Source organism: Rhodopseudomonas telluris (genome assembly GCF_042432815.1).
GTDB lineage: Bacteria > Pseudomonadota > Alphaproteobacteria > Rhizobiales > Xanthobacteraceae > Rhodopseudomonas > Rhodopseudomonas telluris.
The window spans coordinates 413,131-438,699 of the sequence record NZ_JBHLWM010000008.1 but is presented as its reverse complement, the minus strand read 5'-3'; the positions used below and the strand labels follow the sequence as shown (position 1 = coordinate 438,699).

Below are 25,569 nucleotides of genomic sequence, written 5' to 3'. Positions count from 1 at the left end.
ACGGATTTGCCCAGCAGTGGCAGCGCCGCAGCAATCTCCGCGACGCTTGTTTGACCTGCTGAAAGCGACGAAAGGAAGGCGTATGTCCAAGCAAACGCGCAAGAATCCCTCAAGGCCGTCGGCACCTAAGGGAGCCGTGGCGAAACCTGCGCCCGCCCGGAAACGCTCGGCAACACCCGTTTCGCCGGGTGACGCTGCCGCGAAGGCCAAGACCAAGACGGCCTCATCCAGCAAGACCGCGGCAGCCAGCCAGGTCAAACCAGCCAAGGCTGCGGTCACCGGAGGCCTCGCCGAGGGCGCCAAGGCGCCTGCCTTTACGCTGCCCCGTGACGGCGGCGAATCCGTAACCCTGGCAAGCTTTTCAGGCCGGAAGCTCGTGATCTTCTTCTACCCGCGCGCCAATACCCCCGGCTGTACCAAGGAGGCGATCGACTTCACCCGGCTGAAGCCCGCCTTCGCCGACTGCGACACGGACATCGTCGGGGTCTCGGCCGACTCGGTGAAGGCGCAGGACTCGTTCCGCGACAAGCACGGCCTCACCACTCCTCTGCTCTCCGATCCGGCCCACGAGATGCTCGCGGCCTACGGCGCCTGGGGCGAGAAATCATTGTATGGCCGCAAGTTCGAGGGGATCATTCGCACCACGGTTCTGATCGGTCGGGACGGCAAGGTCGCCCGGATCTGGCGCAACGTGAAGGTTGACGGCCATGCCGATCAGGTCCTCGCAGCCGCACAATTGTTGTGACTCCCTTTTCCGAAAATTAACCATGAGGGGGTCAAATCTGCCCGCGCGTTGAGCCGACGACCTGTTCTGTCGGCGCGGGAGTATCGATGTCCTACCGTCCCGGTCACCAGCCCGACCACCCTCAGCACCACGCACCACATCACGGCCGCCCGCATCGGGCGCCGCGCCCGCATCAGACCTCCCAGCCGCCGAGGCCCGCAACGGTGTCGGCCGCCGAAGGCAGCAGCTACACGATCGCCCATGCCGGCAAGCAGGTGCGGATCGGGCCCGTGGTGTTCTGGATCGTCGTCGGCACGATCGTCGCGCTGGGCGTCTGGTCGGCCGCAACCGCGACCTACTTCGCGTTCCGCGACGACGTACTGACCCGGCTGATCGCCCGCCAGGCCGAGATGCAGTACGCCTATGAGGATCGCATCGCCGAGCTCCGCGCCAAGGTGGATCGCACCACCAGCCGGCAATTGCTCGACCAGGAGCAGTTCGACCAGAAGCTCGACCAGATCATGCGTCGCCAGAGCATGCTGGAGTCGCGCGCGAACGCTCTGAGCAGCCTGCCCGACGTCGCCGTCACCGGCAGCATCAAGAGCGGCCGGACGCCGGCTGCCGAGCAGGCTCCCGCCGGCCCGCTCAAGCCCTCGCCGATCAACGACACCGTGATCTTCGTCGCCCCGCCCGACCGCGAGGCGCGGCTGGAGTCGCGGACGCCGGCGACCGCTCCGGCGCTGCCGACGACGCAATACGCCAAGGCGCAGGGTGTCGGCACCGCGCTGTCGAAACTCGACCAATCGCTCGACCAGATCGAACGGCGACAGATCGCCATGCTCGGCTCGGTCGAAGAGTCCTTCGAGTCCCGCGCGCGCCGGATGCGCGGCGTGCTGACCGACCTCGGCCTCGACTCCCGCAGCCTGGAAGCCTCTGCGCCACGCGCCGGCGTCGGCGGCCCATTCGTCCCGGTGAAGGCGCCCTCGTCCAGTGCCAGCGCTTTCGACCGCCAGCTGTATCGGATCAATGTCGGCCGCGCTCAGCTCGATCGCCTCAACCGCGCGCTGTCGCTGGTGCCGTATCGCAAGCCGGTGCTGGGACAGGTCGAGTTCTCGTCCGGCTTCGGCATCCGCAGCGACCCGTTCCTCGGCCGCCCGGCCATGCACACCGGCCTGGACTTCCGCGCGTCGAGCGGCGATCCGGTCCGCGCCACCGCGATCGGCAAGGTCGTGAGCGCAGGCTGGGCCGGCGGCTACGGCCAGATGGTCGAGATCGACCACGGCAACGGCCTGTCGACCCGCTACGGCCATCTGTCGAAGATCATCGCCAAGGTCGGCCAGAGCATCCAGATCGGTCAGGTGATCGGCGAAGTCGGCTCCACCGGCCGCTCGACGGGCCCGCATCTGCACTACGAAACCCGCATCGACGGCGAAGCGGTCGATCCGCAGAAGTTTCTGCGCGCGGGGGTGCGGCTGGCGGGAGCGACTTAGCTCGGCGTCAGCTGAGCCCGCGCTTGGCCGGTGATGTGCCGGCTGATAGCAACTCGATCAGCCGTCCCTCGTCTTCGTCAGGCGCAGCGGCTTTGGCGGCGGCATAGGCCTCCACGGCGGCGCGGCTGAGCGGAAGCTGCGGCACGAGCTTTTCGCCCAGCTTCAGCGCATACTCCGCATCCTTGTGCCGAAGCGCGGCGGTGAACGTCGCGTCGGAGAAATCGCGCGCGATCATGCGCGGCGCGTGGCGCAACACCTGCGGACTTGCGACGACGCTGCTCTCCAGTGCCTCGCGTACTAACGCCATGTCTAGGCCAGCCTGTTCGGCGATCGCGATGCCTTCGGCGATGCCAGCGATCTGGATCGCGCCCATCAGATTGTTGATGAGCTTGTAGACCGTGCCCGAGCCGACCGGGCCGAAGTGGCGGATCGTACGGCCCAGCGGGGCGAGAAAAGGCCTCGCCTTGGTCAGATCGCCGGGGTCTGCACCGACCAGCAGCGTCAATTCTCCGGCCGCCGCGGCTTGTGGCAAACCTGTGACCGGACAATCGATGTAAACGAGGCCGCGTGCGCGCAGCGCTGCGGCGAGATCGAGCGCGTGCTGATGCGATACCGTCGAGCACTCAATCGCCAGAGCACCCGCCTTTACCTCCGTCGCCGCGCCGCCAGCTCCCAGCCAGACGGACTGGGAAGCATTGTCATCGGCGACCATCGTGAAGATCGCCTCGGCATCGCGGGCGGCCTCGGCCGGCGTTGCCGCGCGGCGCGCGCCGCGGGTGATCAGTTCGTCGGCCTTGGCGGGATTGCGATTCCACACCGCGACTTCGAAGCCAGCGTCCAGCAACCGGCCGGCCATGCCGCGGCCCATCTTGCCGAGGCCGAGGAAGGCGACCTTGGCGGGAGCGCCCTCGCCCACGCTTAGTCCACGTCCTCGACCGCTCCCGGCCCGGTCCCGAACGCCCTCTGCGCCAGGGTTGCGGCCATGAACTCGTCGAGGTCGCCGTCGAGCACACCGGCGGTGTCGGAGGTCTGCACGCCCGTGCGCAGGTCCTTCACCATCTGGTACGGCTGCAACACATAGGAGCGGATCTGGTGACCCCAGCCGATCTCCGTCTTGGCGGCCTGATCGGCGGCGGCCTGCTCCTCACGCTTCTTCAGCTCGATCTCGTACAGGCGTGCGCGCAGCATGTCCCACGCCTGGGCACGGTTCTTGTGCTGCGAGCGGCCGGCCTGGCAGACCACCGCGACGCCGGTCGGAATATGCGTGAGCCGCACCGCCGACTCGGTCTTGTTGACGTGCTGACCTCCGGCGCCACCGGACCGCATGGTGTCGGTGCGCACGTCACTTTCCTTGATGTCGATCTTGATGCTGTCGTCGATCACCGGGAAGATCTGCACGCTCGAGAACGAGGTGTGGCGGCGCGCGTTCGAGTCGAACGGCGAGATCCGCACGAGGCGATGAACGCCCGCCTCGGTCTTCAGCCAGCCATAGGCGTTGTGGCCGGAAATCTGAATCGTCGCAGACTTGATGCCGGCCTCTTCGCCCTCGGACTCTTCGAGATACTCGATCTTGAAGCCATGCTTTTCGGCCCAGCGCGTGTACATGCGCAGCAGCATCGAGGCCCAGTCCTGGCTCTCGGTGCCGCCGGCGCCGGCGTGGACTTCCAGATAGGTGTCGAAGCGATCCGCTTCGCCGGACAGCAGCGCTTCCAGCTCGCGACGCGCGACTTCCTTCTTCAGCGCCTTCAGCGCGTCCTCGGCTTCCTTGACGATGCTGTCGTCGCCCTCGGCTTCACCGAGTTCGATCATCTCGACATTGTCGGCGAGCTCACGCTCGACCTTGCCGATGCCGGTGAGCGAATCCTCCAGCGAGGTCCGCTCCTGCATCAGTTTCTGGGCCTTCTGGGGATCGTTCCAGAGGTCGGGATCTTCGGCGAGCTTGTTCAGCTCCGCGAGGCGGACCGTCGACTGATCGACGTCAAAGATGCCTCCTCAGCAGCCCGACTGACTGCTTGATCTCTTCGACAAGGCGTTCGATTTCTGCGCGCATGGAAACTCTGATGGCGACGCTGCGGCCATCGTGGCCGCAGGGATGATGGGGGCGATTTAGCGGGCGCGGCGGCAAAGCGCAATCGCCGCGATCAACCGCGTGGCGATTGCGCGCCGATCTAGTAAAGGCCGCCGGTGCCGGGGCGGAAGAAGCCGCGATCGTCAGGCGGCGGCGCCGGCTGCTGCTGGCGACCGTCGGCATCGGCGACGCCGATCACCGCATAGTTGTCGGGCGGCGCGGTGCCGGGCTTGAAGGCCTCGAGGATCGTGCGTCCGCCGTCGCCCGGACCCGCGCGCATGCCGCTCTTGGCGTCGACGCGGATCAGCTTGATGCCGGCCGGGACGCGGAACGGCACCGCCGGCTTGTCGGCCAGCGCCAGCTTGAAGAAGTCCTTGGCGACCGGTGCGGCGAGATGGCCGCCGGTGGCGCCACGCCCCAGATTGCGCGGCTTGTCGTAGCCGAAATAGATGCCGACCACGAGGTCCGGCGAGAAGCCGATGAACCAGGCGTCCTTCTCGTCATTCGTCGTGCCCGTCTTGCCGGCGATCGGCTTGCCGACCTCGCGCAACACGGTGGCGGTACCGGCCTGAACCACGCCCTCCATCATCGATGTGATCTGGTAGGCGGTCATCGGGTCAAGCACCTGCTCGCGGCGGTCGACGAGTTGCGGTTCGGGCTGATTCTTCCAGCCCTCCGGCGCGTCGCAGCCGCGGCATTCGCGCTGGTCGTGCTTGAAGATGGTGTGGCCGTAGCGATCCTGAATGCGATCGATCAGCGTCGCCTTCACCCGGCGCCCGCCATTGGCGAACATCGAATAGGCCGTCACCATCCGCATCACGGTGGTCTCGCCCGCACCAAGCGCATACGACAGGTAGTTCGGCAGCTCGTCATAGACTCCGAACCGCTTGGCATATTCGCCAATCAGCGGCATGCCGATGTCCTGCGCGAGCCGCACCGTCACGGTGTTGAGCGAGCGTTGCAGCGCGTTGCGCAGCGTCGTCGGGCCGTAATACTTGCCGGTGGAGTAGTTCTCCGGCCGCCACACGCCGACGCCCTGCCCCTGGTCGATTTCGATCGGTGCGTCGATCACCACGGTGGACGGCGTGTAGCCGTTGTCCATCGCCGCCGAGTACACCAGCGGCTTGAACGACGAGCCCGGCTGCCGATAGGCCTGCGTGGCGCGATTGAACTGGCTCTGGTCGAACGAGAAGCCACCGACCATCGCCAGCACGCGGCCGGTCGACGGGTCCATCGCGACCATCGCGCCGGAGACTTCGGGGATCTGCCGCAGCCGGTACTGGCCGTCGACGATCTTGCCTTCCTTGTCGAGCAAGGGATCCGCATAGATCACGTCGCCCGGCGACAGCACCTGAGACACCGTGGTCGGTGTCCGTCCGCGCTGCGGACCTGCGGCGGCCTTGGCCCAGCGCACGCCGTCGAGCGTGATCAGTCCGGTCTCGCGCTGCTTGGACACCGCGCCGCCGAGTTCGCGGCCGGGCTGGAAGCCGATCCGCGCCGACTGGTCCGACGTTTCGAGCACCACGGCCATGCGCCAGGGCGAGATATCCGACAGCGATTTGACCTCGGCGAGCTTGACTCCCCAGTCGCCGCTGACGTCCAGCTTGGACAGCGGCCCGCGCCAGCCCTGCGCCTCGTCGAATTTGACGAGTCCGGCCGTCATGGTCTTGCGGGCCTCGACCTGCAGCTTGGGATCGAGCGTGGCGCGCACCGACAGGCCGCCTTCGTAAAGCTTCTTCTCGCCATAGCGCTCGAGGATGTCGCGGCGGACTTCCTCGGCGAAATATTCGCCCGCGAAGGTGTGGGCGCCGGTGCCACGGGTGGCAACGGTCAGCGGCTCCTTGCGCGCCTTGTCGGCGTCGGCCTGCTTGATCCAGCCGTTTTCCAGCAGACGATCGATCACGTAGTTGCGCCGCTCGACCGCGCGGTCGTGATTGCGGATCGGATGCAGCGCGGCGGGCGCCTTCGGCAGCGCCGCCAGATAGGACGCTTCGGCGACCGTCAGCTCGTTGACCGACTTGTCGAAATACACCAGCGAGGCAGCGGCGATGCCGTAGGCGCCGAGGCCGAGATAGATCTCGTTGAGATACAGTTCGAGGATGCGGTCCTTGGAATAGGCCCGCTCGATGCGCATCGCCAGCAGCGCTTCCTTGATCTTGCGGGTGAACGACACCTCGTTGGTCAGCAGGAAGTTCTTGGCGACCTGCTGGGTGATCGTGGAAGCGCCCTGCGGGCGACGGTTCGACCCGATGTTCTGGGCGTACAGCAGCGCGGCGCGCGCCATGCCCGAATAATCGATGCCGCCGTGCTCGTAGAAATTCTTGTCTTCGGCCGCGAGGAAGGCGTTAATCACCAGCTTGGGGACCGCCTGGATCGGCAGGTACAGCCGGCGCTCCTTGGAGTATTCGCCGACCAGGGAGCCGTCCGCAGCATGGACGCGCGTCATCACCGGCGGCTCGTAATCCTGAAGCTGAGAGTAGTCCGGCAGGTCCTTGGAGAAGTGCCAGATCAGCCCGGCCGCAGCGGCGACGCCGACCAGAAACACGATCGTCCCGGCTGCGAACAAAAAGCCGAAGAACCGCAGCAGAAAGCGCATCGATGGAGTTCCGTATCCCGAGGACCGCGCAACGCGGCGAAATGTCCCTTGAACGAGATTGGCCCGGTCCGCAACCCTGCCCTCACGCCCGCCGGGACCGGCCTCGATTCAGGCCGAAATCACGAACAGCACTGGTGATCTTATAGAACTTACGCTGTGGCCAAACTAGGGCTCCGGCGATCGCCGGGAAACGTTCAGTCCGGCTTGGCCGAGACCACCCGCTTGGCAAAAAACGAATCGATCGCCTGCGAGACCGCGCCCACGGTCTTGGTACGCCATTGCTCGGAAACCAGCTGCTGCAGGTCGCCCTTGTTGGACACGTAACCAAGCTCGAGCAGGACCGAGGGCACGTCCGGCGCCTTCAACACCCGGAAGCCAGCCGATTTCAGGGGATTCTTATGCAGCCGGGTGGTCCCCTTCATCTCCCGCATCAGCGTGCGGGCGAAGCGGTTCGAGAAGGTCTTCGTTTCCCGCTGCGCCAGGTCGATCAGGATGTCGGCGACCTCGGTCGGCTCTTCGGTCAGATTGACGCCACCGATCGCGTCGGCCTTGTTTTCGGCGTCGGCCAGCCGCTGCGCTTCGGCGTCGGAGGCCTTGTCGGACAGGGTGTAGATCGTCGCCCCCTGGGCGTCGCCCTCGCCGCGCGGCAGCGCGTCGGCATGGATCGACACGAACAGCGCCGCCCCACGGGCGCGGGCGATTTTCACCCGGTCGTTCAGCGGGATGAAGGTGTCGTCGGCACGGGTCAGCACCACCCGATATTTGCCGCCCTTTTCCATCTGGTCGCGCAGCGCCAGGGCGAATTCCAGCACCAGGGTCTTCTCGGCGATGCCGTTCGAGGACTGCGTGCCGTTGTCGATCCCGCCATGGCCCGGATCGAGCACCACCACGGGCCGCGGATCGTCCTTCGCGACGTCAGGCTTCGGCGTTTCGACGCCGGGTACCGAGGCCGTCACATCGGCCGCACCGACAGACGGGCGCAGTTCGGGTCCCTTTTCGGCGCCGAGCTGCGCGTCGAACGCGGTTCGATCGACCGAATCGAGTTCGATCACCATGCGGGCCGGCTGGCCATTCGCGGCGTCCAGCATGTCGGCCTTGGCGATCCTGGCGGGGCCGTTGAGCTCGAGGACGATTCGCGAGCCGCCCGGCATCACCAGGCCGTAGCGAAATGCCTTGATCAGACCGCGCCCCGACGCCCCAACCGCCGCCGGGAGCCGGAAATTGACCTGTGGCAGGTCGATCACCACGCGATACGGGTCAGCGAGCGTGAAAGCCCGCATCGGCACCTTGGCGTCGAGATCGACTATAAAACGGGTCTGGGTGTCGTCGCCGGCGAGCCGGACGTCGGTGGCGATCGGGAAACTGTTGTTGGGGACGGCTGCCGGCGCCGGCTGTTCGGGCGCGGGGGCTGCGGAAACCGGCAGGCACAGCAATGCTGCAGCGCACGCCAGGAGGGCGCGGAACAAAACAAAATGATTTGCGCGCCCCTGCAAGGATTCGAGCCCCTCTCCGCTGGTCTTCTACCGCAATAGAACTGCGTGGTTAATCGGCTCTTAAGCGACGCGTTTCGAATAAGCTGCAGTGTGACCGGCCGGCGACGCTCTCCTTGCAAGCGCGAGCCAATCCACGTATGTATCTCATGCTGACGGTCTAATCCTCCGGTTGTGTCGCGTTCAGCCTCTTGGTGCAGCGCCCGATCCCCGAAACCTCTAGAAGCGGGATTTTGCGTTTTTCCGGCCCCTCCTCGTCAGCGCAGCGCGCGATCAGGCAGGAACGTCGGTGAGGCCCGAGCGGCGTCCGGTCCCCGGGCTTCTTCGTACCAGGGACGGTTCAGACTCTTCATGACCGACCAGTCCGGCCTCCACAGGCCGGATGATCCATGCCGGTGAGCGCTTCGGCGCGAGGCCGGTCCTTCAGCAAGAAGACACGGCGGACGCTTTGCCGCCACTCGTTCAGACGGGCCGACGCTTGATGCGCCAAATTGCGATGCCGAACCGGACCCACGCAAAGGCCGCGCCGCCGCGAAGCAACCGCTTCGCTACGCGCGATGCCTCGGGTCCCACTCCGGCGCGGCGCGGTGAGTTGCGTTTCGGCCTTCCCCTCACCCCCGAATCAGGTGGACCGTCGCGTTATCCGGCCGCGCCCATTGCGCTGGCCGTCTCGCGCGCTTTCCGCCGCCAAGAGTTGAAAAATGCCAAACAAGATGCTGATCGACGCCACCCACCCGGAAGAAACCCGGGTGGTCGTGGTCCGCGGCAACCGCGTCGAAGAGTTTGATTTCGAAACCGCCCAGCGCAAACAACTGCGCGGCAACATCTACCTCGCCAAAGTCACCCGGGTCGAACCCTCGCTGCAGGCGGCGTTCATCGAATACGGCGGCAACCGCCACGGCTTCCTGGCTTTCAGCGAAATCCATCCGGACTACTACCAGATCCCGGTCGCCGACCGGCAGGCTCTGATCGAGGCCGACGAACGCGCCCACCGCGAAGCCGAGGAAGAGAGCGAGCAGCGCTCCAGCCGCCGGCGTTCGCGGCATCGCAGCCATCGCCGCCGCGGTAATGGCGAGCGGGTGCAAAGCGAGATCATCGAGGCCGCGGCCGACCAGCCGCACGATCTGTCCGCCGATCACGGCGAGGCAGGCCACCTGCACGCCGATCACGATCACGCTGATCACGACCATGCGCATCATGATCACGATCACGGCGATCACCAGCCGCTGATGCACGAACTGCCGGAGCATGAAGCCGCTCAGGCTTCGGGCGCCGAGGCCGAAGGTCACGAGGCTCAGGGTTCCGATCAGGCGCCAGACGATCACCACGATCAGAGCGCGAACGGGGGCGAACATGCCGCGCCGTCGATCGCTGCCGATGCGGTCGCAGAAGCGCCGGCCGAGCCCGAATCCGCTGCTCCGGTCGCGTCGCAGGCGGATAGTGCAGACGACCATTCTGCCGAAGAGCACGCGTCGGAGCACCACGCGTCCGAAGGTCACTTTTCCGAAAGCCCGTCCGGCTACGCCGACGACGCGCCGTTCCCGCTCGCCGACAGCGCCGATGCGGCGCATGATGACGAACACGACCATGAGCACGGCGAGGACGATCACGGCCACGACGCAGGCGACGAGATCGCCGAGAGCGACGTCGAAGGTGACGACGACGAGGACGACGACGCCGAGGAAGACATCGTCGAATCCGTCGGTGGCGACGACGTGCTGGAGGAAGTGCCGGAGCGCGCGTTCCGCCCGCGCCGTCAGTACAAGATTCAGGAAGTCATCAAGCGCCGCCAGGTGATGCTGGTTCAGGTCGTGAAGGAAGAGCGCGGCAATAAGGGTGCGGCGCTGACGACCTATCTGTCGCTCGCCGGCCGTTACGCTGTGCTCATGCCGAACACCGCGCGCGGCGGCGGCATCAGCCGCAAGATCACTTCGGCGCAGGATCGTTCGCGCCTCAAGGAAGTGGTTCAGGATCTCGACGTGCCGGAAGGCATGGGCATCATCCTGCGCACCGCCGGCGCAACCCGCACCAAGCCGGAGATCAAGCGCGACTTCGAATATCTGATCCGGATGTGGGAGACGGTCCGCGACGTCACGCTGAAGTCGCAGGCGCCGACGCTGGTCTATGAGGAAGGCTCGCTGATCAAGCGCTCGCTGCGCGATCTCTACAACAAGGAGATCGACGAAATTCAGGTGGCCGGCGAAGCCGGCTATCAGGAAGCGCGCGACTTCATGCACATGCTGATGCCGTCGAACGTGCGCGCGGTGAAGCTGTATCGCGACGGCCAGCCGCTGTTCTCGCGGATGGGCGTCGAGAGCCAGCTCGACGCGATGTTCTCGCCGACCGTGCAGCTCCGTTCCGGCGGCTACATCGTCATCAACCAGACCGAAGCGCTGGTCTCGATCGACGTGAACTCGGGCCGTTCGACCCGCGAGCACCACATCGAGGACACCGCGCTCAAGACCAATATGGAGGCCGCGGAAGAAGTCGCCCGGCAGCTCCGGCTGCGCGACCTCGCTGGCCTGATCGTCATCGACTTCATCGACATGGACGAGAAGCGCAACAACCGCGCAGTCGAGCGTAAGCTCAGCGACTGCCTGCGGCAGGATCGCGCCCGCATCCAGGTCGGCCGCATCTCGCATTTCGGCCTGCTCGAAATGTCGCGCCAGCGCATCCGCGCCAGCGTGCTGGAAAGCTCGACCGAGCCGTGCCCGCATTGCGGCGGTTCGGGCCACGTCCGCTCGGTCTCCTCGGTTGCGCTGCAATTGCTGCGCGGCCTCGAAGAGATCCTGATGAAGGGCGCGACCCACAATCTGATCGTGCGGACTCGCTCCGACGTCGCGCTCTACGTCCTCAACCAGAAGCGCGGCCATCTCCGCGATCTCGAGACCAGCTTCAAGGTGTCGTTGTCGGTGATCGCCGACCCGACCGTGAGCGGACAGCAGTCGTTCGTGATCGATCGCGGCGAGCAGGTCCATACGCTGGAGGCCGCCAAGGCGTTGTTGGCTGCACAGGTCGCAGCCTCCCCGGCACAACCTGACGAACCCTACACTGACGATGAAGGCTACGACTTCGAAGCCGAGATCGAAACCGACGAGACTATCGGCCTGACCGACGAAGCCGCGGGCGAAAGCCCCGAGGGCGAAGGTGGCGAGCGCAAGCGGAAGCGCCGTCGGCGCCGCCGGTCGCGTGGCGGTGAAGGCCGCGAGGCCAGCGGGCAGCCCGAGGAGGGCGAGGCCGCGTTCACTGCCGAGGGCGGTGAAGCTGTTGCCGAGGACGAAGGCGAAGGCGAGGAAACCGACGAGGCGACCGAGGCCGACGGCGAAGCCCGGGCCGACCAGGCGAATGGCGAACGTCGTCCGCGCCGTCGCGGCCGCCGTGGTGGCCGTCGCCGGCGTGGTCAGGAAGGCGGCGATGAGGCCGCACTCGGCGCGACCGACGAGTTTGGTGGAGCGGACCAGTCCGACGAGGCTGCCGCCGATACCGAAGCCACCCACGAAACTCTTGCGGCCGAGACCTCCGACGAGCCCTGGCTCGGCAAGCGTCACGAGCCCGACACGGAAGACGAAGCCCCTGCTCCGCTGGCTCCCGCGGCTGTCGCTGCGGAGGTCGAGAGCGCCGAGAAGCCTGCGCCCGCGCCTGCCCCGGCGCCCGTGGTCAGCGAGCCCGCTTCCGTTGTGGCCGAGGAAACCGCTGCCGAGCGCACGGCCCGCCGCCGCTCGACGGTTCGCGAGAAGGTGAATTTCGGCAGCAGCTCCGAGGCGAAGCCCGAAGTCACCACGCCGCTGGCGATCGAATCTGACCCGGTCGAGACCGCGCCGGTCGAAGCCACGCCTCCTGCTCCGGTTCCCGAACCGCAGGCCGCTGCCGCTCCCACGCCGGAAGCGCCGCGCCGCGCCGGCTGGTGGTCCCGCCGCTTCGGCGGCGGCAACTGAGCCTTCGTCACCAATCAACTTCTGCAAAATGCCCGCGCTCGTCGCGGGCATTTTCATGTGAAGAGCAGCCGGACGCGCAGAGGCGACTCCGCTGGCAAGGCGCAAGCCGTTACGCGGTGAAGCTTGGCTCTCGGCCCGTCTCGCATCCGTCTGAGGTGCGCGGCGCAGCTGGGCCTCTAGGCATCGGCCGCGCGCCGGTCGCCGTATCCTTCGAGGCCGGCGCGCTCGCACCTTGCAAATGACGGTGCCCTTCGGGTCTTGGGACTGAGAGGCGCCCCGGCGGTCGGTATCCGTCCGCGTCGCTTCGGCCGACCCGTGCCCCAATAAAAAAGCCGCCCGGCTTCATCAGCCGGGCGGCTCATTGGTACGCGGCCCCGTTGATCAGCCGGTAGTGACGGCGGTCTCGACGTCCGACGGGTCGATCGTCTTGTTGAGGTTGGCGTGCAGGCGCTCGTGATCGAGCTCGCCTTCCCACCACGACACGAACACGGTTGCGATGCCGTTGCCGGTGATGTTGGTGAGCGCGCGGACTTCGCTCATGAACTTGTCGATCGAGAACACGATCGCCATGCCCGGCAGCAGCGCCGGATTGACGGCCGCGAGGGTGCCGGCGAGCGTCACGAAGCCGGCACCGGTGACGCCGCTGGCGCCCTTGGAGGTGAGCATCGCGACCAGCAAAATCGCAACCTGATGGCTGAAGGTCAGCTCGATGCCCAGCGCCTGCGCGATGAACAACGTCGCCAACGTCATGTAGATGTTGGTGCCGTCGAGGTTGAAAGAATAGCCGGTCGGCACCACGAGGCCGACCACCGACTTCGAACAGCCGAGCCGCTCGAGCTTTTCCATCAGCTGCGGCAGCGCGCTCTCCGACGACGACGTGCCGAGCACGATCAGGAGCTCGTCCTTGATGTAGGCGATGAACTTGAAGATGTTGAAGCCGACGAAGCGCGCGATCAGCCCGAGCACCAGAAACACGAACAGCGCGGCGGTCGCGTAGAACAGCAGCACCAGGCCGATCAGATTGCTGAGCGCGGCCGGGCCGTATTTGCCGATGGTGAAGGCCATCGCGCCGAACGCGCCGATCGGCGCCGCCTTCATCACGATGGCAATGACGCCGAACACGGCGTGCGCGGCATCGTCGATGACGTCGCGCAGCCGGTGGCCGCGCTCGCCGAGCGCCATCAGGGCAAAACCGAACAGCACCGCGAACAGCAGGACCTGCAGGATGTCGCCCTGCGCGAAGGCGCCGACCACGCTGTCCGGGATGATGTGCAGCACGAAGTCGACAGCCTTCAGATGGCTGGCCTGATCGACATACTTCGCCACGGCGGCAGCGTCCGGCTTGGCGGCGAGCCCGTGTCCGACCTGAAAGATGTTGCCGACAACCAGGCCGAGCAGCAGCGCGAAGGACGACACCACTTCGAAATACACCAGCGCCTTGACGCCGACGCGGCCGACCTTGCGGGCGTCCTGGATGTGGGCGATGCCCGACACCACGGTGCAGAAGATGATCGGCGCGATCACCATCTTGATCAGCTTCACGAAGCCGTCGCCGAGCGCCTTGATCCATTCGTTGGTGGCCAGTTGTGGCGACAGCCAACCGAGCAGCACACCGAGCACGATCGCGATCAGCACCTGCACGTAGAGGACTTTGTACCAGGGCTTCCGCGGCTGGGCCTTCGGGCTCGGCACGCTGTGCGCACCGAGATCGGTCATCGTCGACATGCCGTCACTCCACTGACCTTGATGTGCCTGTCGTTGAGGACGACGTCGCGGACGACCCCAGGCAGACTGGTCGGCCAAGTCGATTGATGGTCCAGATCAGGAGCGTGACGTTCACCCTCGCCGGCCGCCGACGGGGATCGACACCGGATGACGGCCCGCTTGGGCACCGTTGCCCGCAAGCCAGGGTCCCGACACCGCCGCGAGCACGACCTGCCCCTTGCGGGCTCGGTGCGCGGACGAACAGATCGGCAACGCATTCTCCCGGAAGGAATTATTCGCGCGTGCCTATAGCGACGAATTGCCGCTGAGATCAAGGGACGATTCGCCCAAGACCGTCATCTCAGCGAGATTTTCCCCCGAGCCAGTCGGTGATGCGCTGCACCGCTTCGCGCATGTCATCGGCCGAGCGGGCGTAGGAGAACCGCACGAAGTCCTTGCCGCGCAGCGGGTCGAAGTCGGTTCCGGGGGTGGCGGCGACGTGCGCCTCGGCCAGCATCCGCTTGGTAAAATCGAAGCTGTCGGAGGTAAATTTCGACACGTCGGCGTAAAGGTAGAAGGCGCCGTCGGCGGGCAGGAACTCGGTCAAACCGGCTTGTGGCAAACCTGTGATCAGGATCTGGCGGTTGATTTCGTAGCCGCGCTTGACCGTCTCCATCTCGTCACGTCCGTCGAATGCCGCCTCGGCGGCAATCTGGGACAGAGTCGGCACCGAGATCGCGAGGTTCTGCTGCAGGCGCTCGACCGGACGGACCAGCGCCTCCGGAAGGACCATCCAGCCGACCCGCCAGCCGGTCATGCAGAAGTATTTGGAGAACGAGTTGATCACCACCGCGTGCGGCGACAGCTCGGCTGCGGTCACCGCCAGGAACGCATAGTCGAGCCCGTGATAGATTTCGTCCGAGATGAAGCGGATGCCCTCGCTCTCCGCCACCGCGATCAGCTCGCTCAGCGCGGCGCGGGTCATCATCGTCCCGGTCGGATTGGCCGGGCTGCCGACCAGCACGCCTTTCAGCGGCGCCTTGCGATGCGCGGCGAGCAGCGCCTCCCCGGTCAACGCGTGACGCGTCTCGCTGTGGGTCTCGATCGGCACCGGCACGCAGCCGAGCGCGTTGAGGATATGGCGATACGGCGGATAGCCCGGCACGGTGACGGCGACCCGGTCGCCCGGCTCGAACTGCGCCAGGAACGACAGGATGAAGGCCCCCGACGAGCCGGTGGTGACGACGATGCGCTCGGGCGCGACGTCGCAGTTGTAGGTTTCCCGGTAGTGCTGCGCGATGCGCGCGCGCAGCGACGGCAGGCCGAGCGCTGACGTGTAGTCGATGCGTCCCTGCTCCAGCGCGGCATGCGCGGCGGCGATCGCGGTGCGCGGCGCCGGCGCCCAGGGCTGACCGACCTCCATGTGGATGACGTGGCCGCCCGCGGCCTCGATCTTGTCGGCCGCCGCCATCACGTCCATCACCATGAACGGCGGAACATCGCTCCTTGCCGAGGGGGTCAACAATTGACGCACCACGGCCGACTTGGTCGCATCCAACATCGAAATCTGCTATCCCGCGCGCGGTTCGGCGAAACCCGGCGGGCGTCGCGCTGCTGCCGTAATGCTGGGCTGATGCAAGGCAATAACCGGTATTCGAACCTCGGCCAATGACCAAAGTGACGGTAGAAGATCTGCCCGGCCGCGTGCGCCGCGTGGCCCGCATGCAATTCTCGCGGCTGACCGCGCTGGTCTGCGCCGCTGCGCTGGTGGTCGCGCCGGTTCCGAGCCTGGCGCAGGCGCCGCAGCAGAAGGGCCCTCCGCTGCTGCGCGACACCGAGATCGAGAACCTGCTGCGCGACTACACGCGGCCGATCCTGCGCGTCGCCGGGCTGGAAAAGCAGAACATCAGCGTCGCGATCATCAACGATCCCTCGTTCAACGCCTTCGTGGCCGACGGCCGCCGCATCTTCGTGAACTACGGCGCGCTGATGCAGTCGCAGACCCCGAACCAGCTGATCGGCGTGCTGGCGCACGAGACCGGGCACCTTGCGGGCGGCCATCTGTCCAAATTGCGCACCCAGCTCGCCCAGGCCCAAACCCAGATGATCGTGGCGATGCTGCTCGGCGTCGGCGCGATGGTGGCCGGATCGCGCAGCGGGCCGAACAGCGGCGCCAGCAACATCGGCGCCGCCGCCGTCTCAGCGCCGCAGGAACTGATCCGCCGCAACCTGCTGTCCTATCAGCGCCAGCAGGAAGAGAACGCCGACAAGGCCGCGGTGAAATTCCTCGACGCCACCGGGCAGTCGGCCAAGGGCATGTACGAGACGTTCCGCCGCTTCACCGACGAAAGCCTGTTCGCCGCACGCGGCGCCGATCCTTATGCGCAATCGCACCCGATGCCGGCCGAGCGCGTGCGGGCGTTGGAGGAGTTGGCGCGCTCTAGCCCCAACTGGGACAAGAAGGACGACGCCGCGCTGCAGCTGCGGCACGACATGATGCGCGCCAAGACCTCCGGTTTCATGGAGCGGCCGGACACGGTGGCGCGGCGCTATCCGCTGTCCAATACCAGCCTGCCGGCGCGCTACGCCCGCGCGATCTCGACCTATCTGCATGGCGATCCGCGCTCGGCGCTGGCGCAGATCGACAGCCTGATTCAATCCGAGCCCAACAACCCGTATTTCTATGAGCTGCGCGGCCAGGCCCTGCTCGAGGGCGGCCGGCCGCAGGAGGCGATCGCCCCGCTGCGCAAGGCGGTGTCGATGACACGCGGCGCGCCGCTGATCGAAATGCTGCTCGGTCAGGCGCTGGTCGCATCCAACAATCCCGCGACGACCGAGGAAGCGATCCGGATTCTCAAGGCCGCGCTGGCCCGCGAGGGCGAGGCGCCGCTGGGCTACAGCCAGCTCGCGATGGCCTATGGCCGCAAAGGCGACTACGCCGAAGCCGACCTCGCGTCGGCGCAGGCCGCGTACCTGCGTGGCGATAACAAGACCGCCCGCGAACTCGCCTCCCGCGCCAAGACACGCTTCCCGGTCGGCTCGCCGGGATGGGTCCGAGCGGACGACATCGTCGCAGCGAAGGGACCATCAAAATAGCGCATCCGGGCGACCCATTCAGCCGCCGATTTGATGCGGCGCGGATCCGGGGCTACCTTGTGTCTCGATAATCAACCGCCGCGCTTCTCAGCCCTGAGTCGGGCGGCGCCATGCGAGGGAGAGACACCATGACTGGTACCGGATTGCAGCGTAGCAAGGCGCGCAAGCTGATCTCGCGAACCTTGGCGAGCGGGTTGCTGCTGGGAATGTACGCGTTCGGACTGATCACCACCACGGGCGCCATGATGGCGGCCTCGACGACCCCCGCCCAAGCCTGGCGTGGTCGCGGACGCGGCCGCGGGCGCGGCTGGGGTGGTGACGCCGGCGCCGCCGTCGGGATCGGCATTGGCGCGGCCATCCTCGGCGGCGCGATCGCCGCCAGCGCTGCCGAACAATCCCGCCGTCAGGACGCGATCAACTACTGCGCCTCGCGCTACCGGTCGTTCAATCCCGAGACCATGACCTATATCGGCAAGGACGGCCGCGCCCGCCCCTGCCCGTAGCCAGACCTGCAAGTCCCAGCGGCCGATCAACACCATACGGCTGCTCCGGTCGTCGGCATCGTCGCGACGAAGATCGCGTGGCTGCATTGCGTGATCTGCTTTGATGCGGCTCAAGCCGCCCTCGTCAACCTCTCTTAGATCCACTGCCAGCCCGGCGTTCACAGCGCCGGGCTTCTTCTATCTTCGTCAGCACCCAACAGGAGTTCATATGTCTCTGCACATCGGCGACACCGCCCCCGACTTCACCGCCGACACCACCAAGGGCCGGATCTCGCTGCACGAATGGGCCGGCAATTCCTGGGTGTTCTTCTTCAGCCATCCGGCGGATTTCACGCCGGTCTGCACCACCGAGATGGGCAAGACCTCGAAGCTGTCGGAGCCGTTCGCCGCGCGCAACGTCAAGCCGCTCGGGCTTTCGACCGATCACGTGTCCGAGCATCTGAAGTGGATCGCCGACGTCAACGACACGCAGCAGACCGACCTGCAATTTCCGATCGTTGCCGACCCGGACCTGACCGTCGCGAAGCTCTACGACATGATCCATCCCAACCAGAGCGATACCGCGGCGGTCCGGTCGGTCTTCATCATCGACCCGAACAAGAAGATCCGGCTGACGATGACCTACCCGATGAATGTCGGTCGAAACTTCGACGAGATCCTTCGGGTGATCGACGCGCTGCAACTCGCGGACAAGCATCGCGTCGCCACGCCGGCGGACTGGCGCGCCGGTGACAAGGTGATCATTCCGCTCTCAGTGCAGGGCGACGACGCCGTGAAGGCATTTCCCCAAGGCTGGGACGCGCCCCGCCCCTATCTGCGCCTGACCACCGTGAAGTGAAGGCTGCGGCGTCCCGCCGCTTCGGAACATCCTCGCCCCGAACTCGTCCAACGAGCGCGGGGCGACCGGGACGATTTGTCCCCGCGGGCCGGCCCGGCTCTCCTGACCGAAACGTGTTCACAAATTACGCGTAATTGGACGGGAAAAGCGCTATGAAATTCCGATTCCGCTGCTGTCCGCCCATTCTTCCGTCTCGAAGGGATTGTCCATGCCGTCGTTCCGCCCGCTCGCTGCCGCCCTGTTCGCGCTTGCCTTGATCGGCGCGCCCGGAGCCGCTTCGGCGCAGAAATTCTCCGACGAGCAGCGCAGCCAGATCGAAAGCATCATCAAGGAATATCTGGTGTCGCATCCGGAAGTTCTGGAAGAAGCTTCCGAGGAACTGAGCAAGCGCCAGGCGAATGCTGCGGCCGAGAAGCACCAGGCCGCCATCAAGGACAACGCCGACGCGATCTTCAATTCGCCGCGCAGCGTCGTGCTCGGCAACAAGAGCGGCGACGTCACATTCGTCGAGTTCTTCGATTACAATTGCGGCTACTGCAAGCGCGCGATGGCCGACATGCTCGAGCTGATGAAGGAAGACTCCAAGCTCAAGGTCGTGCTGAAGGAGTTCCCCGTGCTCGGACCGGGCTCGGTTGAAGCCGCGCAGGTCGCGATCGCGGTGCGGATGCAGGATCCGAGCGGCAAGAAGTATCTCGACTTCCATCAGAAGCTGATGGGCGGCCGTGGTCAGGCCGACAAGGCGCGCGCGCTCGCGGCCGCGAAGGACGCCGGCCTCGACATGGCGCGGCTCGACAAGGACATGCAGAGCCCCGAAGTGCGCTCGACGATCGAAGAGAGCTTCAAGCTCGCCGAGTCGATGGGCATGAACGGCACGCCGAGCTACGTGATCGGCAAGCAGGTGGTGGTCGGCGCGGTTGGCCTCGACACGCTGCGCCAGAAGGTGGCGCTGGCCCGCTGCGGCAAGGAACAGTGCTGAGCGCTTTCGAAGCGACCAGCCTCTCTTTTCAGAGGCCGGCTCTCGATTCGAGCTGGGCTTCTCAGCGACTTCCGGATCGCTTACTTAGCGTTCTCATTAATTCCGTCATGGCCGGGCTTGTCCCGGCCATTCACGTCTTTCCACACGTCAGGCAGCAAGACGGCGATGCCCGGCACACGGCCGGGCATGACGGGCGCAAACGAAACGGCCTGATGTCAAACGCTGCACGTCCGGTCCGGCTCTTGCCGCTAGGGCGTTTCGCGAACCGAACGATGGCGACATTTCAAGTCGTCGAGGCGCCGAGGCGGCTGCATAGTCCATCGATAAAGATTTCATGGGCGATCTCGAAGACGGTTTCCGTCTCGAGCGTGAGATAGGATGCAGCCAGTCTCCGCAACGCCGGAAATTCGGCCGCAGGCAGTTCCTCCATTTCGGCGACTTCGGACTCGCGAGCGGGCCGGACCAGCCCGCTGATCTCTGCCGCACACAAACCGATCACGCTGGCATACCAGGCGAGACAGATGGCGGGCGCCTCCTCGTCGGTGACGCCGGCTTCGGTCAGAACGCGATGAACCATTTCGATATGGGCGAAGTCCGACACCCCCGTGTTGAGAAATCTCTGCAGTAACGGAAACGTATTCGGATATCGGAGCGCCAGCGCGCGGTGATCGCGGGCGTGGACGCGCAGCCGATCCTGCCAGGGCTGATCGTCGCCGACGGGAGACAGCTTCGCCACCAGCGCGTCCGCCATCGCGCGATACATGCCGTCCTTGTTCTTGAAGTGATAGAGAATCGCCATCGGATCGCAGCCGACCCGGTCGCCGAGCTTGCGCAGACTGAAGGCCGCCTCCCCCAGTTCCTCCATGAGCGTCACCGCCGTCTGCACGATCTCGTCCTTCGCAAGCCCGCGCGGGCCGGCGCTCGCGCGGGTCTTGGTGTTCGGCTTGGTGTCAGTGGTCGATGTTATTCGGCCCATTCAGGATCACCCGTGAAGACAATGGTCAGCCAACGATCCGGACCTTCATCGCCGACCAGATCTCCCATCTCGTCGCGCAGCATGTCCCATTCGCCGATGGTCCGCGCCGGGGCATCGGCAGGAACGATGAAGTAGAGTTCGATTACTTTCGACCTGCCGACCCGCGCCGCATAGGCGCGATAGGAGACGAAGCCGTGCTTCTCGACGAAGGCCGCCGCGACGGCGTCCAGATGCGCCTTCATGTCGGCCGGCGTGACCAGAAAGATATCCGCAAGCGCCCGGCGAACCGTCGCGATCGGCAGCGGGATGATCAGAGCACACACCACCGCCAGAACCGCAGGATCGATGTAGGGCGAAATCCATTGCCATGACGTCCCCTGCACGGCCCAGCCGATCAGGAAGGCGACCAGCAGGGCGGCGGTGATGCCTGTCGACATGATCCAGCCGCGGACGTCGAGCCTGATGAATTCAGACTTGATGGTCCGATTGGCGCGCCACTCGACGAGCGCGATGGCCGAACAGATCATCACCGTGACGACCGCATAGATCAGCGCGGCGCCGAACTCCAGCTCACGCCCGCCGCGCAACAGGCTGCCGACGGCAGTCACGAGCGCATAGAGCGCCGCGCTGATCAGCAAGGCGCCGTTCAGGCCCAACACCATCGGCTCGAGGTGCCAGAGCCCGAAGGAGAAACGCTCGCGGAGCTTGCGCGACAGATGACCGGCGAGCGCATACGAGGTGATCAGATTGACCACGACCAGCGACAGCAGGCTCATGCCGCCGTCGATCAATGCATATACGCCGTCGAAGACGATCGAGAACGATCCCGAGGCCAGGCCGAAGCCGATGCCGAGAGACGAGATGACAAACGTCACGGCGATCGAGGTTCGAAGCACGCCTCGTTCGTCGGAGAGATCGAAAAATGAGAGCAGTCCGCTCATGATACGCTCGCAGTCCAAGCTGCGCGTCGCGAGTTGGCTCCGACGCATGTCGGAGCGCTCCGCAGATGCGCCCAGGACCGGCCATTCAGCAAAAGAGCATGATTGGGGGATCGCGCAGAACGTCTGCGATCCGAGCGTCAAGGGGCGCTCGCAACGCTTAAGCCCCGACGGCAGCTAATTTCTACACTGTAGAATTGAGGTGGTCAAGGCCGCGGTCGGTCACGGTACCGATCGGCGCGGACGCGCAAGCCTGCAACGCAGCGAGGATCGCTCGCGCGCGCGGGCACCGAGGGCCGGATGGTTCGCAGGTTGGAAAGTTCCGGGACAGCCTAAGACGGAAAATCGCTTTCAGCGACGTGCACGCGGTCCGCATGCAACGACCATTCGTGCAGGCGCTCCATCTCGCAAAATTTCTGCTTGGCGATCTCGGTCGCTTCGTGCCGGCTCGCTGCTTCAACCTCGAGCAGGCGCTGGCAGACTTCGGCATGCCGGCCGTTCTCGCCGAGAATGTCCTTCATAAATCTTACAACGTAATGAGCCATTATGCCTCCCGATCGAGCCATCGGCGATGCAATCGCCATGCCTGATAACAGGCTGATGGTCCGCAGGCTCCAGCGCGGCGGTCCAATTTTGCGCCTCATCGAGGATCGCAGCTCGTCGCTACAAACCTAATCCTCCTCCGTCCTCCTAAGCAAAACAAAACTGCGAGACTGCCTTTCCTCCGGAACAGTCTTCTCCGCGTCGGGTTGTCGCGCGCGGGCAGGCTCATCGGGAGGTAACACGCAATGACTCATCGTTTCTTGATCTCAGTCGCCGCCGCCGCGCTCCTCGCCAGCGGCATTGCTGCCCACGCGCAGGGTGTCGGCGGAGCCGCCAGCGGTTCCACCGGAGCGTCGCCCTCGGCCGGGTCGACGGCCCCCGCGGAGCGCGGGTCGACCGCGCCGCAGATGAACCGTTCTGAAGGCACCGGCCCCGGTGCTGCCGACCGGGCGCCCGGCGGCGCCGCGAACCAGCAGCGGGCGCAGGACGGCGCCGCCAAGGGCTCGATGAGCTCCGACAACGGCCGCGCCGGCAAGGACATGAAAGCCGAAGATCGCGGCGCGCGCGACATGGATCGCAAGGCCGGCAATGAGCGCGAGCAGATGAACCGCAACGCCGAGGGCCAGCGCGACCGGACCACCACCGGTCAGGCCGGCGCCGGCGCAAAGCTCTCGACCGAGCAGCGCACCAAGATCACCACCGTGATCAAGAACCAGCGGATCGAGCCGCAGACCAACGTCAACTTCTCGATCTCGGTGGGCACGCGGGTGCCGCGCGACGTCCGCTTCCATCCGCTGCCGACCGAGATCGTGACGATCTATCCGGAGTGGCGGGGCTACGAATTCTTCCTGGTTCGCGACGAGATCATCGTGGTCGATCCACGGACGCTGGAAATCGTCGCCGTGCTCGACGCCTAAAGTCGCGGCACATCCATCATTTGAGCAAGGGCGGCCTTCGGGTCGCCCTTTCCTGTGTATGGCGGCCGGCGCGGCCGATGGGCGCAATCTCTGATGCGACGGATTTGCAAGATACGGCGGTACTTTGGCCCGCCCTCCTCGTCCAAAGCATCACCCGATTCATGCGGCATGGGAACATGTTGAGGCTTCCCCTCAGCCGTGAGGTTACCTATAACGCCCGCAATCAAGTGAATTTCGCCAGGAAGCCGGCTCCTGCAGAACCGGATTTTGGCCCGAACGGCACCTTCCGCCGCGGACCCTTCGCTGACATTGCCGGATTCTCGGATGCCTCAACCGATTTACGTGCTCAATGGCCCGAACCTCAATTTGCTCGGGACGCGAGAGCCGGAAATTTATGGCAAGGCCACGTTGGCCGATGTCGAAAAACTGTGCACCGAAACCGCGGCGGGCTTCGGCCTCACCGCCATCTGCCGCCAATCCAATCGCGAGGGCGAGCTGATCGACTGGATCCACCAGGCGCGCACCGACAAGGCCGCAGGCATCGTGCTCAACGCTGGCGGCTACACCCACACCTCGGTGGCGCTGCACGACGCGCTGGTGGGCGTGCAAATCCCGACGGTGGAAGTTCATGTTTCCAACGTTTTTGCGCGCGAAAGCTTCCGCCACCATTCCTTTATCGCAAAGGCCGCCTTTGCCAGCCTGTGCGGCTTCGGCATCGACGGCTACCGGCTGGCCATCATCGGCCTCGCCACCAAAATCGGCGCCGTCGCCAAGGCCTGACCTAGCGCCCCGTTCACTCAAGCCATCTGGATCGAAATATGGCCCGCCAGCCTGACACCAAGACCGCCAAGCCGAAGGACGCCCCGGCCACCGAGGACAGCACGCTGATCCGCGAGCTCGCGCTGCTGCTCGACGAAACCAACCTCACCGAGATCGAGATCGAACGCGCCGGCCTGCGCGTGCGCGTCGCCCGCAACGTCAGCATCGCGGCTTCGGTCCCGGCCAGCTACGCCGTTGCGCCGACGGCCGCAGCCGCGACCTCGGTCGAGAGCGCCGCCGTCGATATCGCCAAGCACCCGGGCGTGGTGCCGTCGCCGATGGTCGGCACCGTATATTGGGCGCCGGAGCCGGGCGCCAAGCCGTTCATCGAGGTCGGCCAGCGCGTGTCTGCCGGTGAGACGCTGTTCATCGTCGAGGCGATGAAGACCATGAACCAGATCCCCTCGCCGCGCGCCGGCACGGTGACGCAGATCCTCGTCGAAGACGGCCAGCCGGTCGAGTTCGGCGAGCCGCTCGTCGTGATCGAGTAATCGGCGGATGTGAGCAGCGACCGGCGGCGAGACGCCTTCTCGTCGCCCGCGCGCTCCGTTCGCCGTTTGCGAAACGCCCTTTGGCCCTTCCAGCTCGGTGGCCCCGATGTTCGATAAAATCCTGATAGCCAATCGCGGCGAGATCGCGCTGCGGGTGCTGCGCGCGTGCAAGGAGCTCGGCATCTCCACGGTCGCGGTCCACTCGACCGCCGACGCCGACGCGATGCATGTCCGCCTCGCCGACGAAAGCGTCTGCATCGGCCCGCCGCCGTCGAAGGACAGCTATCTCAACATTCCGGCGCTGCTCGCCGCATGCGAGATCACCGGCGCCGATGCGGTGCATCCGGGCTACGGCTTCCTGTCCGAGAACGCGCGGTTCGCAGAGATCCTCGCGGACCACAATCTGCACTTCATCGGCCCCAAGGCCGAGCACATCCGCCTGATGGGCGACAAGATCGAAGCCAAGAAGACCGCCAAGCGCCTCGGCATTCCGGTGGTGCCGGGGTCGGACGGCGGGGTCGGGCCGGACGACGATGCGATGGCGATCGCCAAGGAGATCGGCTTCCCGGTGCTGGTGAAGGCGGCGGCAGGCGGCGGCGGGCGCGGCATGAAGGTCGCCCACACCGCCGGCGATCTGGCGCTGGCGATCTCGACGGCCGGCAACGAGGCCAAGGCCGCGTTCGGCGACGCCTCGGTCTATCTCGAAAAATACCTGCAGAAGCCCCGCCACATCGAAATCCAGGTGCTGGGCGACGGCCGCGGCGGCGCGATCCATCTCGGCGAGCGCGACTGTTCGCTGCAACGGCGGCATCAGAAGGTGTGGGAGGAAAGCCCCTCGCCCGTGATCAGTCCTGAGGCGCGCGCCCGGATCGGCGGCATCTGTGCCAAGGCGATGCAGGATATGAAATATCTCGGCGTCGGCACGATCGAATTCCTTTACGAGGACGGCGAGTTCTACTTCATCGAGATGAACACCCGCATCCAGGTCGAGCACCCGGTGACCGAGATGATCACGGGAATCGATCTCGTGCTCGAGCAGATCCGGATCGCGGCGGGCGGCGACCTGCCGGTGACGCAGGACGACATCGTGCTCAACGGCCATGCCATCGAGTGCCGCATCAACGCGGAAAACCCGGTCACCTTCCGGCCATCGCCCGGCAAGATCGCGCGGTATCATCCGCCCGGCGGCCTCGGCATCCGTATCGATTCAGCGGTGTACCAGGGCTATACCATCCCGCCTTATTACGACTCCCTGGTCGGCAAGCTGATCGTCCACGGCAAGACCCGCGGCGAATGCCTGATGCGGCTGCGGCGGGCGCTGGACGAGATGGTGGTGGACGGGATCGAGACGACCCTGCCGCTGTTCCGGGCGCTGGTGCGCGAGCCCGCCATCATCGACGGCGACTACCACATCCACTGGCTGGAGCAGTATCTGGCCGGAACCTCGCTGGAAGGCCGCTAAAAA

The 25,569-nt window shown here is 65.8% G+C and carries 20 protein-coding genes; 11 read left to right on the top strand and 9 right to left on the bottom strand.

Annotated features, from left to right (window positions below; translation table 11 throughout):
• The first annotated feature begins 82 nt into the window (after positions 1 to 82).
• Together ACFFJ6_RS19540 and ACFFJ6_RS19535 are read left to right on the top strand one after the other, a co-directional pair.
• Positions 83 to 745, top strand: a complete 663-nt coding sequence (locus ACFFJ6_RS19540) for a peroxiredoxin (protein WP_378390916.1) — start codon at positions 83 to 85, stop codon at positions 743 to 745.
• Between the two features lie 86 nt (positions 746 to 831).
• A complete protein-coding gene (locus ACFFJ6_RS19535) occupies positions 832 to 2,214 on the top strand; it encodes a peptidoglycan DD-metalloendopeptidase family protein (RefSeq protein WP_378390914.1) in 1,383 nt (460 codons plus the stop codon).
• A gap of 7 nt (positions 2,215 to 2,221) precedes the next feature.
• Here the strand turns inward: ACFFJ6_RS19535 and ACFFJ6_RS19530 are convergent, their stop codons facing one another.
• The 4 genes from ACFFJ6_RS19530 to ACFFJ6_RS19515 form a co-directional block, all read right to left on the bottom strand.
• Positions 2,222 to 3,130 (bottom strand): NAD(P)-dependent oxidoreductase, encoded by a 909-nt coding sequence (locus ACFFJ6_RS19530; RefSeq protein ID WP_378390912.1) that lies wholly within the window; start codon positions 3,128 to 3,130, stop codon positions 2,222 to 2,224.
• 2 nt (positions 3,131 to 3,132) lie between these two features.
• Positions 3,133 to 4,264 (bottom strand): peptide chain release factor 2 gene (gene prfB, locus ACFFJ6_RS19525; RefSeq protein WP_378390910.1). Its coding sequence is split into 2 segments (ribosomal slippage): positions 3,133 to 4,194 and positions 4,196 to 4,264, totalling 1,131 coding nucleotides; the frame shifts between segments, so codons are not numbered across the junction.
• A gap of 118 nt (positions 4,265 to 4,382) precedes the next feature.
• Positions 4,383 to 6,878, bottom strand: coding sequence for a penicillin-binding protein 1A (locus ACFFJ6_RS19520; protein WP_378390908.1), 2,496 nt, complete (start codon positions 6,876 to 6,878; stop codon positions 4,383 to 4,385).
• Between the two features lie 194 nt (positions 6,879 to 7,072).
• Complete coding sequence (locus tag ACFFJ6_RS19515; protein WP_378390906.1) at positions 7,073 to 8,371, bottom strand: N-acetylmuramoyl-L-alanine amidase; 1,299 nt, start codon at positions 8,369 to 8,371, stop codon at positions 7,073 to 7,075.
• Between the two features lie 698 nt (positions 8,372 to 9,069).
• Here ACFFJ6_RS19515 and ACFFJ6_RS19510 point away from each other — a divergent pair.
• Complete coding sequence (locus ACFFJ6_RS19510; RefSeq protein WP_378390904.1) at positions 9,070 to 12,303, top strand: Rne/Rng family ribonuclease; 3,234 nt, start codon at positions 9,070 to 9,072, stop codon at positions 12,301 to 12,303.
• A 381-nt stretch (positions 12,304 to 12,684) separates the two neighbouring features.
• Here ACFFJ6_RS19510 and ACFFJ6_RS19505 read toward each other — a convergent pair whose 3' ends face one another.
• Both ACFFJ6_RS19505 and ACFFJ6_RS19500 read right to left on the bottom strand, forming a co-directional pair.
• Positions 12,685 to 14,028, bottom strand: coding sequence for a dicarboxylate/amino acid:cation symporter (locus ACFFJ6_RS19505; RefSeq protein ID WP_378390901.1), 1,344 nt, complete (start codon positions 14,026 to 14,028; stop codon positions 12,685 to 12,687).
• 340 nt (positions 14,029 to 14,368) lie between these two features.
• Positions 14,369 to 15,568 carry a pyridoxal phosphate-dependent aminotransferase gene (locus ACFFJ6_RS19500; RefSeq protein WP_378390899.1) on the bottom strand — a complete coding sequence of 400 codons (1,200 nt, stop codon included), beginning with the start codon at positions 15,566 to 15,568 and terminating at the stop codon, positions 14,369 to 14,371.
• A 161-nt stretch (positions 15,569 to 15,729) separates the two neighbouring features.
• On the opposite strand from ACFFJ6_RS19500, the gene ACFFJ6_RS19495 reads away from it, so the two are divergent.
• The 4 genes from ACFFJ6_RS19495 to ACFFJ6_RS19480 all read left to right on the top strand — a co-directional run bounded on the left by ACFFJ6_RS19495 (position 15,730) and on the right by ACFFJ6_RS19480 (position 19,420).
• Positions 15,730 to 17,103, top strand: a complete 1,374-nt coding sequence (locus ACFFJ6_RS19495) for a M48 family metalloprotease (protein ID WP_378392215.1) — start codon at positions 15,730 to 15,732, stop codon at positions 17,101 to 17,103.
• Positions 17,104 to 17,231: 128 nt separating this feature from the next.
• Complete coding sequence (locus tag ACFFJ6_RS19490) at positions 17,232 to 17,606, top strand: BA14K family protein (protein ID WP_378390897.1); 375 nt, start codon at positions 17,232 to 17,234, stop codon at positions 17,604 to 17,606.
• A gap of 208 nt (positions 17,607 to 17,814) precedes the next feature.
• Complete coding sequence (locus tag ACFFJ6_RS19485; RefSeq protein ID WP_378390895.1) at positions 17,815 to 18,444, top strand: peroxiredoxin; 630 nt, start codon at positions 17,815 to 17,817, stop codon at positions 18,442 to 18,444.
• 208 nt (positions 18,445 to 18,652) lie between these two features.
• Positions 18,653 to 19,420, top strand: a complete 768-nt coding sequence (locus ACFFJ6_RS19480) for a DsbA family protein (RefSeq protein WP_378390893.1) — start codon at positions 18,653 to 18,655, stop codon at positions 19,418 to 19,420.
• Positions 19,421 to 19,703: 283 nt separating this feature from the next.
• Here the strand turns inward: ACFFJ6_RS19480 and ACFFJ6_RS19475 are convergent, their stop codons facing one another.
• The 3 genes from ACFFJ6_RS19475 to ACFFJ6_RS19465 form a co-directional block, all read right to left on the bottom strand.
• Positions 19,704 to 20,306 (bottom strand): TetR/AcrR family transcriptional regulator, encoded by a 603-nt coding sequence (locus tag ACFFJ6_RS19475; protein WP_378390891.1) that lies wholly within the window; start codon positions 20,304 to 20,306, stop codon positions 19,704 to 19,706.
• 77 nt (positions 20,307 to 20,383) lie between these two features.
• Positions 20,384 to 21,337, bottom strand: a complete 954-nt coding sequence (locus tag ACFFJ6_RS19470; protein ID WP_378390889.1) for a cation diffusion facilitator family transporter — start codon at positions 21,335 to 21,337, stop codon at positions 20,384 to 20,386.
• A 329-nt stretch (positions 21,338 to 21,666) separates the two neighbouring features.
• Positions 21,667 to 21,879: a hypothetical protein gene (locus ACFFJ6_RS19465; RefSeq protein WP_378392213.1), complete on the bottom strand. Its 213-nt coding sequence runs from the start codon at positions 21,877 to 21,879 to the stop codon at positions 21,667 to 21,669.
• Between the two features lie 405 nt (positions 21,880 to 22,284).
• Between ACFFJ6_RS19465 and ACFFJ6_RS19460 the strand changes: the two genes are divergently transcribed.
• The 4 genes from ACFFJ6_RS19460 to accC all read left to right on the top strand — a co-directional run bounded on the left by ACFFJ6_RS19460 (position 22,285) and on the right by accC (position 25,566).
• Positions 22,285 to 22,794, top strand: a complete 510-nt coding sequence (locus tag ACFFJ6_RS19460) for a DUF1236 domain-containing protein (RefSeq protein ID WP_378390887.1) — start codon at positions 22,285 to 22,287, stop codon at positions 22,792 to 22,794.
• A 324-nt stretch (positions 22,795 to 23,118) separates the two neighbouring features.
• Entirely contained in the window at positions 23,119 to 23,574 is a 456-nt protein-coding gene (gene aroQ / locus ACFFJ6_RS19455) for a type II 3-dehydroquinate dehydratase (protein ID WP_378392211.1), read from the top strand.
• A 38-nt stretch (positions 23,575 to 23,612) separates the two neighbouring features.
• On the top strand, positions 23,613 to 24,104 hold the full coding sequence (accB, locus tag ACFFJ6_RS19450; RefSeq protein WP_378390885.1) for an acetyl-CoA carboxylase biotin carboxyl carrier protein: 492 nt from the start codon (positions 23,613 to 23,615) through the stop codon (positions 24,102 to 24,104).
• A 106-nt stretch (positions 24,105 to 24,210) separates the two neighbouring features.
• Complete coding sequence (gene accC, locus ACFFJ6_RS19445; RefSeq protein WP_378390883.1) at positions 24,211 to 25,566, top strand: acetyl-CoA carboxylase biotin carboxylase subunit; 1,356 nt, start codon at positions 24,211 to 24,213, stop codon at positions 25,564 to 25,566.
• Positions 25,567 to 25,569 lie beyond the last annotated feature (3 nt).

What these genes read in the sequence shown, in the direction of transcription:
- ACFFJ6_RS19495 (WP_378392215.1), top strand. Translation starts at nt 15,730, where the DNA reads ATGCAATTCTCGCGGCTGACCGCGCTGGTCTGCGCCGCTGCGCTGGTG.
- ACFFJ6_RS19490 (WP_378390897.1), top strand. Translation starts at nt 17,232, where the DNA reads ATGACTGGTACCGGATTGCAGCGTAGCAAGGCGCGCAAGCTGATCTCG.
- ACFFJ6_RS19465 (WP_378392213.1), bottom strand. Translation starts at nt 21,879, where the DNA reads ATGGCTCATTACGTTGTAAGATTTATGAAGGACATTCTCGGCGAGAAC.
- ACFFJ6_RS19505 (WP_378390901.1), bottom strand. Translation starts at nt 14,028, where the DNA reads ATGTCGACGATGACCGATCTCGGTGCGCACAGCGTGCCGAGCCCGAAG.
- ACFFJ6_RS19535 (WP_378390914.1), top strand. Translation starts at nt 832, where the DNA reads ATGTCCTACCGTCCCGGTCACCAGCCCGACCACCCTCAGCACCACGCA.
- ACFFJ6_RS19480 (WP_378390893.1), top strand. Translation starts at nt 18,653, where the DNA reads ATGCCGTCGTTCCGCCCGCTCGCTGCCGCCCTGTTCGCGCTTGCCTTG.
- aroQ (WP_378392211.1), top strand. Translation starts at nt 23,119, where the DNA reads ATGCCTCAACCGATTTACGTGCTCAATGGCCCGAACCTCAATTTGCTC.
- ACFFJ6_RS19520 (WP_378390908.1), bottom strand. Translation starts at nt 6,878, where the DNA reads ATGCGCTTTCTGCTGCGGTTCTTCGGCTTTTTGTTCGCAGCCGGGACG.
- ACFFJ6_RS19470 (WP_378390889.1), bottom strand. Translation starts at nt 21,337, where the DNA reads ATGAGCGGACTGCTCTCATTTTTCGATCTCTCCGACGAACGAGGCGTG.
- accC (WP_378390883.1), top strand. Translation starts at nt 24,211, where the DNA reads ATGTTCGATAAAATCCTGATAGCCAATCGCGGCGAGATCGCGCTGCGG.
- ACFFJ6_RS19500 (WP_378390899.1), bottom strand. Translation starts at nt 15,568, where the DNA reads ATGTTGGATGCGACCAAGTCGGCCGTGGTGCGTCAATTGTTGACCCCC.
- accB (WP_378390885.1), top strand. Translation starts at nt 23,613, where the DNA reads ATGGCCCGCCAGCCTGACACCAAGACCGCCAAGCCGAAGGACGCCCCG.
- ACFFJ6_RS19510 (WP_378390904.1), top strand. Translation starts at nt 9,070, where the DNA reads ATGCCAAACAAGATGCTGATCGACGCCACCCACCCGGAAGAAACCCGG.
- ACFFJ6_RS19540 (WP_378390916.1), top strand. Translation starts at nt 83, where the DNA reads ATGTCCAAGCAAACGCGCAAGAATCCCTCAAGGCCGTCGGCACCTAAG.
- ACFFJ6_RS19485 (WP_378390895.1), top strand. Translation starts at nt 17,815, where the DNA reads ATGTCTCTGCACATCGGCGACACCGCCCCCGACTTCACCGCCGACACC.
- ACFFJ6_RS19460 (WP_378390887.1), top strand. Translation starts at nt 22,285, where the DNA reads ATGAACCGTTCTGAAGGCACCGGCCCCGGTGCTGCCGACCGGGCGCCC.